Genomic DNA, 12,915 nt, shown 5'->3' on the forward strand with positions numbered 1-12,915 from the left:
GTCGGCTCCAGCCGGGCCCCGCCGGAGGGGTGGGCTACGGACTGGGGACCGCTGGGGCTTCGCCCCGGTCGGCCTGCCGGGTGCCGAGGACGAGTCCGAGGACGGTGCCCAGAACCAGGCTGATGAGGAGGAAAACGCCGAACACCCAGGCGAGGTGGGCCACGGCGGGCCACCAGCCGTTGACCAGGACGTCGATCGTGGACAGGACCGTGCCGAGGAGAGCGACGACGATCACGAAGATCGCGGCGCCCCGGCTCAGCGGAGCCTCTTCCACCTCGTCGTGCTTGGCGGACGGGACGGCCGGCACCGGCGTCGGGATGGTGGTCGACATCAGCGGCCACCTCCCAGCGCGCGAGCCGCGCGGGCCAGGACGCCGGGCGTCGCGTGGCCCTCCAAGACGTGCAGGACCTGGTTCATGGTGTCCTCGGCTTCGCCCTGCAGCACGACCTCGCCGTACTCGGTGGCCTGCTCGATCGCGGCGTCCCGCTCCTGCCGGGGCAGGTTCTCGGTGACCGGGCCGCGGACCAGGTCCTTGGCGAGGTCGCCGATCTCGGCGACGGCGTTCGGACTGCCGGTGGCGTCGCCCCCCAACGACTTCAGGACCTGGGCGAGGTCGAGGAGGTCCCGGGGCTGGTAGGCGTGGAGCTGGGCGATCGCGTCGAGCAGCGGTCGGACAGCGGGGTGCACGTCCGGCCGGTAGGCCAGCGCGGCGCGCTCGGTGGCGGTGCGGGAGTTCAGGGAGGGAGAGCTCATCGCGTGGTCACCGCCCTGGTGTTCTCGTAGGCGCGGATCTCAGCGAGGTTGGTGAGGACGTCGCAGTCCACGTCGGACAGCTTCCCGGTGGGTCCGCCCCACAGGGAGGTGCGGATCTCCTCGACGGTGCGAACCTTCGTGGCCGGACCGGACTCGACCAGGACGTGGTCGCTGTTCGTCCAGACCAGGCAGTGCACGGTGACCTCGCCGGTGTGCCGGCGGCGGACCCGCACGGCCCAGTCGGCACCGCGGCGACCGAGCGCCTCGCGGGCCTCCTCGCCCCGCAGGACCTCCAGCACGTCGAAGGTGCCGCTCGGGTTGTAGTAGGTGACGCCCTCGGTACGCGGGCCCAACTCGGACGTCACACGCTCGGCGGTGGGCTGCTCCACGGTCGCGATCATCATGCCGACACCACCCCAGCCTGCGCGCAGATGTCCTGGGCGGAGCGGATGACCATCACGTCGATGACGGCCGGCATGGTGCTCAGCGGTCGGCGAACGGTGCCGCGGAGGACCACGAAGGTGCCCTCCACCAGGTAGTCGAACAGGTCCAGGTAGTGCTCGGTGTCGACCGTGCACTGCGCGGACTCGCCGTCGCTGCCGGTCAGGCACACGATCGCCCGGGGGTTCACGTCGTCACCGACGATCCCGACCTTGGAGATCCTCCCCATCGCCGTGACCATCGTCCGGACGGGCACCATGTCCAGGTGCCGGGTCGCCGGGCCGAGGTCGCCGAAGTACTCGACGAGCAGCCGGCCGGGCCGCTTCTCGACCGCCGTGGAGGCGGACGAAGTCGTGAGTTCCGTTCCGGGCACCGTCTTGGTGACCGGGGTGGTGCTTGTGCGATCCTTCATGGGGATCGGCCTCCCTGATAGCGCAGGTGGGCAGTTCCATCCCTGGGCGGCGGTAGGACGTCGTCCGGGTCGGGCCCCGGCCGGGCGGTAGGACGCCCAGCCGGGGTTCTCGCATGTCAGGCGGTAGGACACCTGACGCGTGACGAGTGAGTTTGACCCCGTCACGGGTACAAACTTACGCCGCGTTCGGAGCCGGGTCAATACGGTTCCGGAAGCGGGTCTTACGAACTGGAGGAGCGCCGGCCGCGACCGGGCCGGTTCGAGATCCAGGTGTCGATCGACGACTGCTGCCACGCTGGCGACCGGCCGAACTGCCCGTCGGGGAGCGGCAGATCCTGCGGGCGCACAGGCTGACCCTCTGCGATCCGCTTGCGGGTGCGCTTGAGATACATCCGCACCGTTTCGGCCGTAACGCCGATCTTGGCAGCCACCGCTTCGGTGTCGAGGTACGGATTCCCGTCCGGCACGTCCACTCCTTGTCCCCTTGAAGGGGTCCAAGGTATCGAACAAGTCGGCTCGAGCACCGCAGCAGGCAACGCCACAACCAGCACCTCCCTTCAGGCCGACCATGAAAAATGTACCCTTGACGGGGACAATATTAGGGCGTTTCATGTGGCTGTCTAGCCCCTCCGGGGTGGTTGGTGTCTGACAAGGACTGATCGCCTCGGCGCCGTCAGCGACTGCACCGACGAAAGTGAGGAGGCCGATGCTGGCCCCCGGAACCACGCGCCCGCCGGCGCTCGCCACGTCCACCACTGAGGTGGGACGGGCTGCACGACGGGGGTCTTCATGAGCGGCGCAGCGCTGGTCTGGGCAATGCGGCACAAGCGCTGGTGCGAGTCCACCGGTGAGCTCGCCGTCCTCATGGCCATCGCCGATCACATGAACAAGGACCTGAAGAACTGCCATGCGAGCCAGTCGACGATCGCCGAGGAGACATTCATGTCCGCCCGGTCGGTGGGCACACACATGCGCACCCTGGCCAAGCGCGGCGTCATCGTGCCCGGCGACCCGGAGGTTGTCAGTCACATTCGCCCGGATCGCCGCCCGCCGGTGTGGGATTTCCCGGCTGACCTGCCCAAAGAGCCCCCGGCGACTGGCAATGATTTCCACCCGGCCGAGCGCTCGGCGGACTCCCAGCCGGGCGAGCGGGTGGCAACTGCTGCCACCCGTAAGCGGGCTACGGGTGGAAAATCGGCGCAGCCACGGGTGGAAACGGTTGCCGACGAACCTGGAAGTACTGAACCTGGGGAAAGCGTCGGTGGTGACGGCCGTAGGCCATCCACTGGTGGTAGGAGCCGCGCCGGCGGCGGCAGAGCCGCGTCGGGCAAGAAGGCTGGTCGGAAGGTTTCGCCGGCCGATCTGCGTAAGGTGGTCGCGGGCATTCCGGCACCGCTGGCGGCTCGCCTGGAGGGCGACTTCCCGAACGGTCTGCCGCTCGCGGTGAACGAGGCGGTCGCCCAGGCGCTCCTCGATGAGCAGCGGACCGCTGACCAGCTCGTGGAGCGCGCGGAGCGGCGCTGGCTGCACTGGTCGTACGAGGACGACGCGGTCTCGGCTGCCGGCCGCGGTCTCGACAAGCCCCTGGCTGTGCTGCTGACGCTGCTCGGCCCGTCGACCTGCTGGGGCAACAACGCCCGGTGCGAGGACGGCATCGACATCGACACCCGGGAGGACTGCCCGCGGTGTGTGGAGGCCCGCGAGGAGAAGGCCGCCGCCCGTACCCAGCAGGAGCAGCCGCCCGCGAGCGGTTACAGCGTCCCCTTCCAGGCCCCGGCGGTATACGCCTCCAGCCCGTACGTGCACTGTCGGGGCAAGGGCTGCGGGGTCAAGATGCTGCCGACCGACGACGGGCTGTGCCGCGAATGTCGAGAGTTCCTGCCGACCGACACGAGCGTTTGAGGAAGGGGCGCGATGGTCCAGCCCGAGGAGCGAACAGCCCTGTATCGCCTGTACGACGCCTCGAAGCACCTGCTGTACGTCGGCATCAGCCGCGATCCGGAAGTCCGCTGGGAGCAGCACGCAAGGCAGAAGTACTGGTGGCCGGCAGTCGCGTCCCGGACCGTCGAGTGGTGCGAGTCCCGGCGAGAAGCAGAACGAGCCGAAGCCCAGGCCATCGCGCGGGAGCGTCCTCGATACAACGAATCGAATCGCCAAGGCGCAGGGTGGAACGCTCCGGCCCCTGCCCGAGATCAGCAGTCCGCACAGGACGCTCGCGCCGTGGAAGCCCTCGTCTGCAGCATCCGGGATGGCACGTTCCCGCCCTGGAGCCTGCTCCCACCCCGCAAGGCTCTGGCGGAGAGGTACGGGCTTCCACAGGCGGCCATCGACTCGGCGCTCTGGCACCTGATGGCGAAGCCCACGAAGGCTCTTGACCTCCTGTCCAAGTACATCGTCGTGACGGGCCCCGAGGAGTTCCCGAGCGGGATCCACCGCCGCTTCGGCGCCGTGTACGCCCTGGCACTCCTGCACTTCGGCGACCGCCCGTTCACAGCCCAGGAGTTGGTCGACCGCACGCGGATCGGCAAGACCACGGTCGCCGGCGAACTGCGTCGCTGGCGCGACAGCGGGCTGGCCGACGTACACGGCGAGCCACGCCGCGGACCCGGTGCCCCCTTCACGCTGCGCGTGACGGACGCCGCCGACGCGGGCGCGTGTGCCAGGAGCTGAGTGCATGTCATTCCCCGGGGAGGCAAAGGGGCTTATGGAGTGCTTAGTTCAGCTTCTGGATCAAGGGGGTTCGGCGAGAGCCTCTGATGTGTGCGCGGTGTACGCCTCGTGTACGCCTCGCCCCGTAGGCTGCTGTCTGTGCCAGCCGAGGGGGTGATCAAATGGCCGTAATTGTGAAGTGGACCGGTCGAGAGGCAGCGGCGCTGGGCGAGGCTCTGCGGATGTCGATCCGGGCCTACGCCAGCCACCTGGGAGTGAACCCTGCGACCGTGCAGAAGTGGCGCAACCGGGGGCGAGACCTCGAACTGATGCCGGAGACCGCGGAGATGCTAGACGTGGCATTGCGACAGTGCCCCGAGGACGTCGTCGCCAAATTCCGAGTGCTGCTCGGACAGGACGAGGAACCGTTCCCGGAGACGGAGCTGGTTCCCCTGGGGCCGGCCCGCGTGGTCAGCCACAAGTTCGTCCCCGTCTACCTGGGCGCCGCGGTCGACGGGCTGCTCCCCCAGGCAGAGCCGTGTCCGCTCGGCCCGGGAGGCCTCGAGCACCGCGCTCTACCGGCCGCCCACCCGGAGGCTTCCGCGGAGTCGCGTCTCTACCTGTACCCGTGCGGCGTGGCCATCTTCCACCTGGTCCAGCCCCGGACCGTCGCGCGCCTGGGCGAGCTGGCCGCGTGGAGATACCGGTCGTACGTCACCGACCTGGAGTGGGCGACCACAGAGCTGCAGCGGCTCCTCGCGGAGGCGGGCACCCCTTCTGAGACCGCGGCGACGTACGTGTTGTCGGCCTACCTGCTCGAGGATTCCCCTTGGCACGGCTCGCAACTGGCCACCGCTCTGCAGATCCTCACGACTCCTTCGGTCGTCGTCGACCGGCAGCATCCCGACGGGCCGCTGCGCCTCGGAGACTCCGTGGAACAGGAACTCTTCACGGCGGGATACGCGCACCCCGATGTGATTGAGTTCGGCTCCCAGCCGGTCTCCATGGGACTCGCCGGCTGGTCAGGAGTTGCCTACCACCCGCTGGCGACCGACCGTGCGTTGCCCATGACCGCGATCATCGCGCTCGAGCTGGACGTGCAGACCTTGTGGGCCCTGAGCACCTACGTTCTGGACGAGATCGAGGCTGGCCGAGACCCGCTCATGCCGCACGACGCGTACGGGTGGCGGTGGCTGCGCGGCGCATACTCTCGGTTGACGGCGGCACGCCCCCAGGAGACTGCCCAGCACCAGCTCATGCGTGAGGCGGTCCTTGCGACGAGTCAGTTGCCAGACCGGCTGCGGGCGGCCCAGGACGCCCTGCGCGAATCGGGCATGTGATCAGCGGATGGAGGACTTGGTGGACCCTCGTACGGCAGCGCTCGTGGTCGTCGACGTACAGCACGGCTTCGTCAACCGCCACAGTGAGCACGCTGTGCCACAGGTCGTGCGGCTGGTCGACGCGTGGACTACGGCTGGCCAGCCGGTGGTCTTCGCCCGCTTCCACAACGCACCCGGCTCGCCCTACGAGCGGATCTCCAACTGGACTCGGTTGCGTTCAGCCGACGAACAGGCGCTGGTCCCCGAGCTGGAGCCGTACCTGGACGTCGCCGCCCTGGTGATCGACAAGACCGTCTCGAGCGCGCTCACCGAGGACCTGTCCCGACTCGCTGCGGAGCGGCACTGGACGGACCTCGTTCTGTGCGGCATCGATACCGACAGCTGCGTGTACGACACCGCCGTCGCCGCGTACCACGGGGGCCTGCGGCCCTGGATCGTCACCGACGCCTGCGCCTCGACCGGCGGCGCAGAAGTCCACGAGGCCGCTCTTCTACTCGCCCGTCGCAACATCGGTGCCCACCAGCTACTTACTGTCGACGAGGTGGCGGACCGACTGGCCGGCGGCTCCCTCCCTGCCAAAGGAGCCTGCGCATGACCACCTGGGACGCGGACCTTCTCGTCGTCGGCGCGGGCCCTGCAGGCGTCTCCGCCGCGGTGATGGCGTCAAGCCTCCGGATGCGCACCGTGGTCGTCGAGGTGGAGCAGGTAGGAGCCAAGCTGCGGGCCATCGGAGCCATGGAGAACGTGCCAGGCGGCTGGACGACCGGCGGTGCGCTGGCCGAGGCGCTCGCCTCCGACCTCGACCGGCACCAGGAGCTGGGGCGTGTGACCGTGCTGAGCGGTCGCGCCGCGCGAGTGGACGGCCATGACGATCGTGCCGAGGTCCTGCTGGAGGACGGCCGCACCCTCACCGCGCCGGCCGTCGTGGTCGCCACGGGCGTGAGCACGTTGATGCCAGAGGACGTGCCCTGGATCGAGGCACCGGAGTCCAGGTGGCTGCCGCCGCTGTGGCGCGCAACCGCCGAGTACCTCGAGGGCCGCCGGGTGGTCGTGCTGGGAGCGGATCGGCCTCTTGGGACCTGGCTGCGAGCCCACCCGCAGGCCGGGGTAAACCTCGACGTGCTGTTCCCCGAGTCCGACCGGTACAAGACCGAGGAGGTCGCCGACGACGGGCGGCTCCGCCTCGACGTCGTCGACCGCGTCAGCGTGGCGCCGGTGGCGGACGGCTTCCGTGTCACCGCCTGGCACTCTTTCGGCGGCCCTCACACGTTCGTCGTTGACGCGGTGCTGAGCAACATGGGCTCGAAGCCGGCGGCGCTCGCCGGGCTCGTCGTCGGCGCGGACGGGTACTGTCCGCCGGACGAGCAGCACCCTCGCGTCCTGGTGGCCGGGGACTTGAAGGGCGCCCAGATGCAGCGGATCGCGGTGGCGATCGGCGACGGCTCCCGAGCCGCGCTCGCTCCCTACTACCAGGCCCAGGCCGTACGCGCCTGAGACCCGCGGGCACCCCGGCCCGGCTGCGGGCAGCACGGTTCCTCTGCCGCACACCGGAGTGGACCGCTACCGTAGGGGCATGCCCCGGGAAATCCGTATCAAGATCAGTGACGAGCTGTACGAGCAGCTGCAGCAGGCAGCCGCGGAGCGGCATCTGCCGCCCGAGGCGTACGCCGGCCAGGTCCTGGACGCGGACCTGACCCGGGCGCGGTTCCGTGAGGGCGCCCGGGGATTCATCGCTGAGCACGCCCAGGGCTTCGCGGAGCGCTTCGGCGACCCGGCCAGCTCCAGCGCCGACGCCGCCTGAGCAGCGGCCGCCCATGTTCCTCACGATCGATCTGCCCTGGCTGCTGGAGATCGCTCAGCACGACCTCCCCGGGGACCCCGAGGTGGTCGACTGGGGTTCGCTGGAAGCCGCGCGGGCGCGTCACTGTTTCCAGGTGATGGACACCCCGGTGTACGGGCAAGCCCACCACCGGGCTGCCGCTCTGCTGCAGCAGTTCGTCCTGGTCCCCGCGCTCGAGCACTCCAACGAGCTGTTCGCCGCGGCGGTGGCCGCCGGCTACCTGCACGCGTCCGGCCGGCCGGTGAGCGTCACGACGAAGGAGGCCGCGGACCTCGTGCAGCAGGTCGCGGACCGGCAGCTCGACGTCCGGCAGATCGCGACGGCGCTCAAGGAGTGGACTCGCTGATCAGCGGGCCTGCCTCCGCAGCCGAACGTGTTCGTCCAGAGCGTCCTCGCCGGTTTCGGAGACGTCCAGGCGTACCTGGGTCCAGGTGGTGAGGTCCACGTTGGGCATCGTCGGCGGGCCGGTCTCGGTCTCGGCCAGGTACAGCAGGGTCGCCTCGCGCACCGAGCGGGCCCGGAGGGTCTTGGCCGTGCGGACGACCGAGCGCTGGGTGGGGTGGCGGTAAACGGTGACGGCGGTGAACCAGCGGACGGCTGGCTCCGGCGGCTGCTCCGGCTCGTCGCGTCCCAGTATCTTGCTCAGCATGGAGAACTCCGTGGTCAGGCGGGTCCCTTACCCTGACATACGGCGCGTGGGCAGCCCTTCGAAGGGGTCGAAGCCCAGCAGCTCGACCTTCCGGCGGCGCGTCGACTCTTGCGTGCGCCACTCGTCGCTGACCGGGTAGATCAGGCCCAGGCCGGCCGCGGGTGGCGTGTTCTGGTAGTCGGCTCGGGGGCAGCCGGTGACGTGGGGGCACTCTTCCAGGACCCGGTTACAGAGGCCGCAGAGCAGGCCCCTGACCTGGCCGGTTTCATGGTCATGGTCCACCATGGCGCCTGGGTAGAGGCCGCACAGGTGGCAGTCGGGGCCGAGCGCGTCGACGAGCGCAGCGCGCATCCGCCGTACGGAGGCCGTACGGGCCGGCGGCGGCGGCCAGCAGTGCAGCAGGGCGTAGCGGCCGGCGGTGCAGCGCTCACGCTTGGGTACGAGGCCGGCATCGACGCCCGGGCCGACCGGGTGCACGGTCCAGACGGCGTCGGCCTCGCCCCAGACCATGTCGTCGTTGACTCGGCCGCCCTTCCACTCCTGGGGTCCGTCCTCACCCTCCAGCCACGAGGAGTGCTGCCGGTGCGTCCGGCCGCCGGCGGCCGAGTCGTCGCCGCACAGCAGTTGGCCAGCGCGGGCGAGGTGGTGGCGGCCGTCGCTGCCGGGGACGGCCAGGGTGGGGCCGGGCGGGCCGGGCGGGGGGTAGGGCAGTCGGCAGGGTTCGTTCGCGGCGTCGATGACCAGCTGCTCGACGTGGGCCAGGCCCTGGTGGGCCCAGCGCCACAGGAGCTTGGCGCGGCGGTAGGGGGGCAGGTCGTCCAGGGTGGGCACGAGGTGATGGTGGCGTACGGCACTGACAGTGCCTCCGCGGCGGGCGCCGGGCGGTGTGCGTCGCCGGGCGCCCGCGTGCGTAGGGGTCAGGAGGAGGCGTAGCCGAAGAAGAGCCAGCCGGTGTGTTCCAGCGGTCCGCCCTGCAGGGGGACCTGGAGGGTGCCGGTGTACGGGCGTCCGGTGTGGGGGTGGCGCTCGTACATGCCCTGGATGCCGTACGCGGGGCGTTCGCCGTCCTTGAGTTCGCCGCGTGCGGTGAGGACGGCGATCGCGGCCTTCTCCAGGCTCTCGAAGCCTCCCGCTGGTGCGTCGTCCGCGGTGAAGGTGACCTCGACCCGGCGGCGGTCGGTCAGTACGGGTATCGCTCCGGCGGGCCCCCACTTGTCGGAGATGCGGGGGTCGTCGGCGCTGATCAGCTTGGCGGCGTACTCCTCGGCTTCGTTCAGGGGCATCGGGGTCTGGGTGATGACCGTGAACTCGTCCTTCTCGGCGATGGTGCCGGTGTAGCCGCCGTGGCCGTGCTCGTACTGGGCGTCCTCGACGGCGGCCCGGAAGGCGTTCTCGACGCCGGTGCCCTCCTGGTAGGTGCTGAAGTCGTAGGCGCCCATGTCGCTCCTCGGTTCGGTGGTCTGCCACCCCGACTATACAACGAACCATTGTAAAGTTGAAGCGCGGTTACCCATCTGAACTGGGCTTTTACAGGATCGCCGGGCGCCCTTCGTGGGCCGGCGGGCGGGGTGAACGCCGAGGCCCCGCCGCGCCGTGGCGCTGCGGGGCCCGGTCCTTCCCGGCTCACGCGAAGGTGGTGTGGAAGTGGGTGGCGATCTGCGAGAGGTAGTCGGCGGCGTCGGCCCGGGCGTCGGGGTCGGCGATGTCGGCCAGGGGGAACTTGCGGGGGCTGTGCGGGTGGGGGTGCGGGGTGAAGTCGGGACCGGTGAGCATCACCGTGCCGGTCAGGAAGTAGTCGCCGACGTGCAGGCCGGTCAGCCGGTAGCCGCTGGTGTCGCCAGGGCGGCCGAGGCTGATGGTCACCGCGTATCGGTCGGGCTGGCCGAAGTAGGCGGGCATCACGTGGATGGTGTCGTCGCCGATGCTGTAGAGGGCGTGGCCCAGGTCCTTGAAGTAACCGATCCGGGCGGTGGTGCCGTTGTCGAAGGCGGCGAGGGTCTGCATGGCGGTTCTCCTTGCGGTTCGTTCGGTCGCTACCCCACAACTATACAACGGAGCGTTGTAAAGATGGAAGCGGGTTCGGGATCTTCTTCTGGCGGCCGGGCCGGCGGACGCGGCGCGGACGCGGCGCGGACGCGGCGCGGACGCACGAGAGCCGCCGGGCCGGGGGGCTCGGCGGCTCGGGCAGGCGGGACCGCCGCGTGCGCGCCCGTTCAGGGGGCAGTGCTGAGAAGCTCGAGGGCCTGCTTGCCGGACAGGTGACCGTGGCGTGCGCGCACCTCGGTCCGTACGCGGTCGGCCTCTTCGGAGTGGCCGTGTTCGGCCAGGAGGTCCGCGACGTGCCGGCCGTGCATGCTGCGCCGGGTCCGCAGAGCCTCGCCAACGAGCTGGGCGACCGGGCCGTCGGCCGGCACGCTCTCGTCCTGGCCGCGTGCGGTCCGCCGCTCGGGTTGCGGCGCGGGGTCGGCCACCCTGCTCCACACCGGTCGGCAGCTCTCGATGTACCCCTGGGCCTTGCTGCCGTCCTCCCGTTTAGCCAGGTGGTTGCGCCAGAAGCCGACTCGCCCGCGAGCCGTGCCAGGCTTGTCGTACGGGCCCTCGTACACGGTCTCCACGGTGCCGTCGCCGTAGTACTTGGTGGTCACGGCGCGGAAGAGCTCGGCGCCGGGGGTGACTCCTATGTCGCGGGCCACTTCAGTTCTTCCTCTCGGTGACGGAGCGCCGCATGTCGCGGCCTGTGATGACGGAGAGCTTGTGCCGACCGCACCCTTGGCAGTGGGTGACGCCCTCGAAGGAGTCCCACAGCGGGTCGGCGGTGAGCAGCCAGGCCGGATCGCTGGAGAAGCCAGCCCTCCAGAAGGCCCCGCAGGCACACTGCCGGCGGGGCGTGGGGGGCGGGCTGGTACGGCGGCGCCGGAACGGGATCACGTTGTCCGGGATGCTGTCGTCGGACGAACCCACCTCAGAACTCCTGGGGAGCGGGCAAGAGCCGAGCGTAGGCGCGGGCGGCGTCCTCGAGCTGAGAGCGGATCTCGTCGTCGTCGCCGTCGAGGATGGCGCGGATAGCGTCTTGGCCAGCCTCGCAGCCGCGGTTGTACTCCGCGCTGTCGTAGTCGGGGCCCTTGTCGAGCCAGGCCCGGATCGCCGGTTCGACGGTGGCGAGGTTCTTGACGTCGGAGCCGTCCAGCCGGTAGCCGGCGAGGATGCGGCGGACACTCTCCATGGCCCAGGCGTAGCCGCGGTCGAAGCGGTCACCGACGTGCTCGGGCTTGATGGCCTGGTACAGGGCCGCGAACTTCTGCTCGGCGCTGAAGCCGTCTCCGGGGCCGTTCGTGTTGTTCTGAGGTTCGGTCACTTCAGTCGCTTTCGATGCGGGTGGCGGGCGGACGGACCGGCGCCCGGGCGGTCAGGACGGGGACGGTGCGGTGCGTCGGACGGGGCTGAACATGCGACGCAGGTGACGGCGCCCGCGCTTGGTGTCGTCATCGCCCCCGCCCTTCCACCAGAGCCAGGTGCATGCCAGGCCGATCGCCGCCAAGACGGCGGATCCAGTGGGATTGTCAGCGGCGGCGCAGTCCGCGGCGCCGAAGAACTCTCCCAGGGCCACCAGCCCAAGGGCCCGGTGGCGGACGAGGCGTCCGGTCAGCAGTGCTGCGATGCCGCAAGTCACCAGTGCTATGCCTATCGCTGTCAGTGTGTTCACGCAGGCCGCCCTCTACTTGTGGTTGTCGCAGACGAAGGCGAGCGGCTCGCCGTCCCGGGGCAGGTCCAGCTCCACGTTCTCGTCCTTGCTGCACAGCAGACAGGTGAGGGACACGGAGCGGAGCAGGCGCAGGGGCCGGACGTGGGTGGTGGCGGGCAGGCTGAGCGGGCCGTCGCATCCGGCCAGCGTGAGCACGGACAGGGTGAGTTCCGCCGATACGGGGGCCCGGCCCTTCTCGATCACCGTCAGGGCGGTGTGCGGCGCGTCGAGGAAGGCGAACACGTCGCCGGGGCGCAGCTCGTGGGCGTGGACGGGGCGGTGGAAGCCGACGGTGACGATGTGGGTCATGGGAGCGTGGCCTGCCTTCTGCTGCAGCTGGGCGGGTTGGTCAGCGGGCGGGGAAGAACGCTTCGGAGAGGGCCTTGAGCGCGTCGTCCTCGAGGTCCTGCTCCTCGTGCTCGCCGCCGTGCTCGGCGACCAGGGAGCGGACCAGGTCCTCGGGGACGGCTCCGAAGTGGCGGAGGCGACCGGCCTCGTCGACGTCGCCGTACTGCTTCCAGGACTCGGGGACCGGCACGAGGGTGACGAGGTAGACCTCGAGGTGGCTGTAGGGGCCGGGGTAGTCGGCGGGCGCGGTGCCGGTGCCGTAGAGCCGGGGGCGGGGCCGGGACCAGGCGCCGGGCCCGGCCTGGACGGACAGCACGGTGTCGTCGGCCAGGCGAACGCAGCGGGGCAGGTGGCCGGTGCCCTCGGCGAGGACGCGGTCGAGTCGGTCGGTGCGCACGGGGCGGTACTCCTTGCGGTCAGGTGCGGTCGGGCTGGGCGGTCAGGTACGGCGCGGTCAGCTCGGCCGCCGCGTCGTGCTGGGCGTCGCGCAGGAGGCCGCGCAGCTCGGCCTTGCCGCGGGCGCGGACGACGTGGCGCAGGTGGCGCTTGCCGCCGTCGGCCGAGATGTCGCTGCGGAAGCGGTGGGGGCCGGCGGCGCGTCCCCGGAGGCTGACACCTCGGCTTCGGGGCTTACGGCGGGACATACGGTCCTCCTCTGTTCGGTGGGCTCGACAGTAGCGTTAAACCCAATACGTAAGCAACGGGCTTGTGGGGTGCTGGGGAGAGGCGGCGGTGAGGATT

22 protein-coding genes are annotated in these 12,915 nt (G+C 70.4%); 7 read left to right on the forward strand and 15 right to left on the reverse strand.

Going from position 1 to position 12,915, the window contains the following annotated elements; all coding sequences use genetic code 11:
• Positions 1–34 precede the first annotated feature (34 nt).
• The 5 genes from ACFWJB_RS23925 to ACFWJB_RS23945 form a co-directional block, all read right to left on the reverse strand.
• A complete protein-coding gene (locus ACFWJB_RS23925) occupies positions 35–331 on the reverse strand; it encodes a hypothetical protein (protein ID WP_386924715.1) in 297 nt (98 codons plus the stop codon).
• Positions 331–753 carry a hypothetical protein gene (locus tag ACFWJB_RS23930; protein WP_386924717.1) on the reverse strand — a complete coding sequence of 141 codons (423 nt, stop codon included), beginning with the start codon at positions 751–753 and terminating at the stop codon, positions 331–333. Before ACFWJB_RS23930 ends, ACFWJB_RS23925 begins: the two co-directional genes overlap by 1 nt.
• On the reverse strand, positions 750–1,157 hold the full coding sequence (locus tag ACFWJB_RS23935; RefSeq protein WP_386924719.1) for a hypothetical protein: 408 nt from the start codon (positions 1,155–1,157) through the stop codon (positions 750–752). Before ACFWJB_RS23935 ends, ACFWJB_RS23930 begins: the two co-directional genes overlap by 4 nt.
• Positions 1,154–1,606 (reverse strand): hypothetical protein, encoded by a 453-nt coding sequence (locus ACFWJB_RS23940; RefSeq protein WP_386924721.1) that lies wholly within the window; start codon positions 1,604–1,606, stop codon positions 1,154–1,156. Before ACFWJB_RS23940 ends, ACFWJB_RS23935 begins: the two co-directional genes overlap by 4 nt.
• A gap of 221 nt (positions 1,607–1,827) precedes the next feature.
• Positions 1,828–2,079, reverse strand: a complete 252-nt coding sequence (locus tag ACFWJB_RS23945; RefSeq protein ID WP_386924723.1) for a hypothetical protein — start codon at positions 2,077–2,079, stop codon at positions 1,828–1,830.
• Positions 2,080–2,395: 316 nt separating this feature from the next.
• On the opposite strand from ACFWJB_RS23945, the gene ACFWJB_RS23950 reads away from it, so the two are divergent.
• The 7 genes from ACFWJB_RS23950 to ACFWJB_RS23980 all read left to right on the forward strand — a co-directional run bounded on the left by ACFWJB_RS23950 (position 2,396) and on the right by ACFWJB_RS23980 (position 7,781).
• Positions 2,396–3,508, forward strand: coding sequence for a helix-turn-helix domain-containing protein (locus tag ACFWJB_RS23950; RefSeq protein WP_386924725.1), 1,113 nt, complete (start codon positions 2,396–2,398; stop codon positions 3,506–3,508).
• Between the two features lie 12 nt (positions 3,509–3,520).
• Positions 3,521–4,276 (forward strand): GIY-YIG nuclease family protein, encoded by a 756-nt coding sequence (locus tag ACFWJB_RS23955; RefSeq protein WP_386924727.1) that lies wholly within the window; start codon positions 3,521–3,523, stop codon positions 4,274–4,276.
• Between the two features lie 326 nt (positions 4,277–4,602).
• Positions 4,603–5,595, forward strand: a complete 993-nt coding sequence (locus ACFWJB_RS23960) for a hypothetical protein (protein WP_386924801.1) — start codon at positions 4,603–4,605, stop codon at positions 5,593–5,595.
• Between the two features lie 19 nt (positions 5,596–5,614).
• A complete protein-coding gene (locus ACFWJB_RS23965) occupies positions 5,615–6,190 on the forward strand; it encodes an isochorismatase family cysteine hydrolase (protein WP_386924729.1) in 576 nt (191 codons plus the stop codon).
• Complete coding sequence (locus ACFWJB_RS23970; RefSeq protein WP_386924731.1) at positions 6,187–7,089, forward strand: NAD(P)/FAD-dependent oxidoreductase; 903 nt, start codon at positions 6,187–6,189, stop codon at positions 7,087–7,089. The genes ACFWJB_RS23965 and ACFWJB_RS23970 overlap by 4 nt, the downstream gene beginning before the upstream one ends.
• Positions 7,090–7,168: 79 nt before the next feature.
• Positions 7,169–7,396, forward strand: a complete 228-nt coding sequence (locus ACFWJB_RS23975; protein ID WP_386924733.1) for a hypothetical protein — start codon at positions 7,169–7,171, stop codon at positions 7,394–7,396.
• A gap of 13 nt (positions 7,397–7,409) precedes the next feature.
• The gene (locus ACFWJB_RS23980) at positions 7,410–7,781 is read left to right on the forward strand and encodes a fic family toxin-antitoxin system, toxin component (RefSeq protein ID WP_386924735.1); all 372 of its coding nucleotides are present in this window, start codon (positions 7,410–7,412) and stop codon (positions 7,779–7,781) included.
• Here ACFWJB_RS23980 and ACFWJB_RS23985 read toward each other — a convergent pair whose 3' ends face one another.
• The 10 genes from ACFWJB_RS23985 to ACFWJB_RS24030 form a co-directional block, all read right to left on the reverse strand.
• Positions 7,782–8,084, reverse strand: coding sequence for a hypothetical protein (locus tag ACFWJB_RS23985; protein ID WP_386924737.1), 303 nt, complete (start codon positions 8,082–8,084; stop codon positions 7,782–7,784).
• Between the two features lie 27 nt (positions 8,085–8,111).
• Complete coding sequence (locus ACFWJB_RS23990) at positions 8,112–8,915, reverse strand: endonuclease domain-containing protein (RefSeq protein ID WP_386924739.1); 804 nt, start codon at positions 8,913–8,915, stop codon at positions 8,112–8,114.
• A gap of 86 nt (positions 8,916–9,001) precedes the next feature.
• The gene (locus ACFWJB_RS23995) at positions 9,002–9,523 is read right to left on the reverse strand and encodes a hypothetical protein (RefSeq protein ID WP_386924741.1); all 522 of its coding nucleotides are present in this window, start codon (positions 9,521–9,523) and stop codon (positions 9,002–9,004) included.
• Between the two features lie 184 nt (positions 9,524–9,707).
• Positions 9,708–10,088, reverse strand: a complete 381-nt coding sequence (locus ACFWJB_RS24000; protein WP_386924743.1) for a hypothetical protein — start codon at positions 10,086–10,088, stop codon at positions 9,708–9,710.
• A 209-nt stretch (positions 10,089–10,297) separates the two neighbouring features.
• Entirely contained in the window at positions 10,298–10,777 is a 480-nt protein-coding gene (locus ACFWJB_RS24005) for a hypothetical protein (protein ID WP_386924745.1), read from the reverse strand.
• A gap of 1 nt (position 10,778) precedes the next feature.
• Positions 10,779–11,045 (reverse strand): hypothetical protein, encoded by a 267-nt coding sequence (locus ACFWJB_RS24010; RefSeq protein ID WP_386924747.1) that lies wholly within the window; start codon positions 11,043–11,045, stop codon positions 10,779–10,781.
• A 1-nt stretch (position 11,046) separates the two neighbouring features.
• The gene (locus ACFWJB_RS24015) at positions 11,047–11,439 is read right to left on the reverse strand and encodes a hypothetical protein (RefSeq protein ID WP_386924749.1); all 393 of its coding nucleotides are present in this window, start codon (positions 11,437–11,439) and stop codon (positions 11,047–11,049) included.
• 360 nt (positions 11,440–11,799) lie between these two features.
• Positions 11,800–12,135: a hypothetical protein gene (locus ACFWJB_RS24020; protein WP_386924751.1), complete on the reverse strand. Its 336-nt coding sequence runs from the start codon at positions 12,133–12,135 to the stop codon at positions 11,800–11,802.
• A 40-nt stretch (positions 12,136–12,175) separates the two neighbouring features.
• Positions 12,176–12,571, reverse strand: coding sequence for a hypothetical protein (locus ACFWJB_RS24025; protein WP_386924753.1), 396 nt, complete (start codon positions 12,569–12,571; stop codon positions 12,176–12,178).
• 19 nt (positions 12,572–12,590) lie between these two features.
• Positions 12,591–12,818 (reverse strand): hypothetical protein, encoded by a 228-nt coding sequence (locus ACFWJB_RS24030; protein ID WP_386924755.1) that lies wholly within the window; start codon positions 12,816–12,818, stop codon positions 12,591–12,593.
• Positions 12,819–12,915: the final 97 nt, after the last annotated feature.

Source organism: Streptomyces sp. NPDC127100, assembly GCF_042724095.1.
Taxonomy (GTDB): Bacteria; Actinomycetota; Actinomycetes; order Streptomycetales; family Streptomycetaceae; genus Streptomyces.

Excerpts from the sequence above, each read along its gene's own strand:
- ACFWJB_RS23925 (WP_386924715.1), bottom strand. The coding sequence starts at position 331 with ATGTCGACCACCATCCCGACGCCGGTGCCGGCCGTCCCGTCCGCCAAG.
- ACFWJB_RS23930 (WP_386924717.1), bottom strand. The coding sequence starts at position 753 with ATGAGCTCTCCCTCCCTGAACTCCCGCACCGCCACCGAGCGCGCCGCG.
- ACFWJB_RS23935 (WP_386924719.1), bottom strand. The coding sequence starts at position 1,157 with ATGATGATCGCGACCGTGGAGCAGCCCACCGCCGAGCGTGTGACGTCC.
- ACFWJB_RS23940 (WP_386924721.1), bottom strand. The coding sequence starts at position 1,606 with ATGAAGGATCGCACAAGCACCACCCCGGTCACCAAGACGGTGCCCGGA.
- ACFWJB_RS23950 (WP_386924725.1), top strand. The coding sequence starts at position 2,396 with ATGAGCGGCGCAGCGCTGGTCTGGGCAATGCGGCACAAGCGCTGGTGC.
- ACFWJB_RS23955 (WP_386924727.1), top strand. The coding sequence starts at position 3,521 with ATGGTCCAGCCCGAGGAGCGAACAGCCCTGTATCGCCTGTACGACGCC.
- ACFWJB_RS23960 (WP_386924801.1), top strand. The coding sequence starts at position 4,603 with ATGCTAGACGTGGCATTGCGACAGTGCCCCGAGGACGTCGTCGCCAAA.
- ACFWJB_RS23970 (WP_386924731.1), top strand. The coding sequence starts at position 6,187 with ATGACCACCTGGGACGCGGACCTTCTCGTCGTCGGCGCGGGCCCTGCA.
- ACFWJB_RS23975 (WP_386924733.1), top strand. The coding sequence starts at position 7,169 with ATGCCCCGGGAAATCCGTATCAAGATCAGTGACGAGCTGTACGAGCAG.
- ACFWJB_RS23980 (WP_386924735.1), top strand. The coding sequence starts at position 7,410 with ATGTTCCTCACGATCGATCTGCCCTGGCTGCTGGAGATCGCTCAGCAC.
- ACFWJB_RS23985 (WP_386924737.1), bottom strand. The coding sequence starts at position 8,084 with ATGCTGAGCAAGATACTGGGACGCGACGAGCCGGAGCAGCCGCCGGAG.
- ACFWJB_RS23995 (WP_386924741.1), bottom strand. The coding sequence starts at position 9,523 with ATGGGCGCCTACGACTTCAGCACCTACCAGGAGGGCACCGGCGTCGAG.
- ACFWJB_RS24000 (WP_386924743.1), bottom strand. The coding sequence starts at position 10,088 with ATGCAGACCCTCGCCGCCTTCGACAACGGCACCACCGCCCGGATCGGT.
- ACFWJB_RS24020 (WP_386924751.1), bottom strand. The coding sequence starts at position 12,135 with ATGACCCACATCGTCACCGTCGGCTTCCACCGCCCCGTCCACGCCCAC.
- ACFWJB_RS24030 (WP_386924755.1), bottom strand. The coding sequence starts at position 12,818 with ATGTCCCGCCGTAAGCCCCGAAGCCGAGGTGTCAGCCTCCGGGGACGC.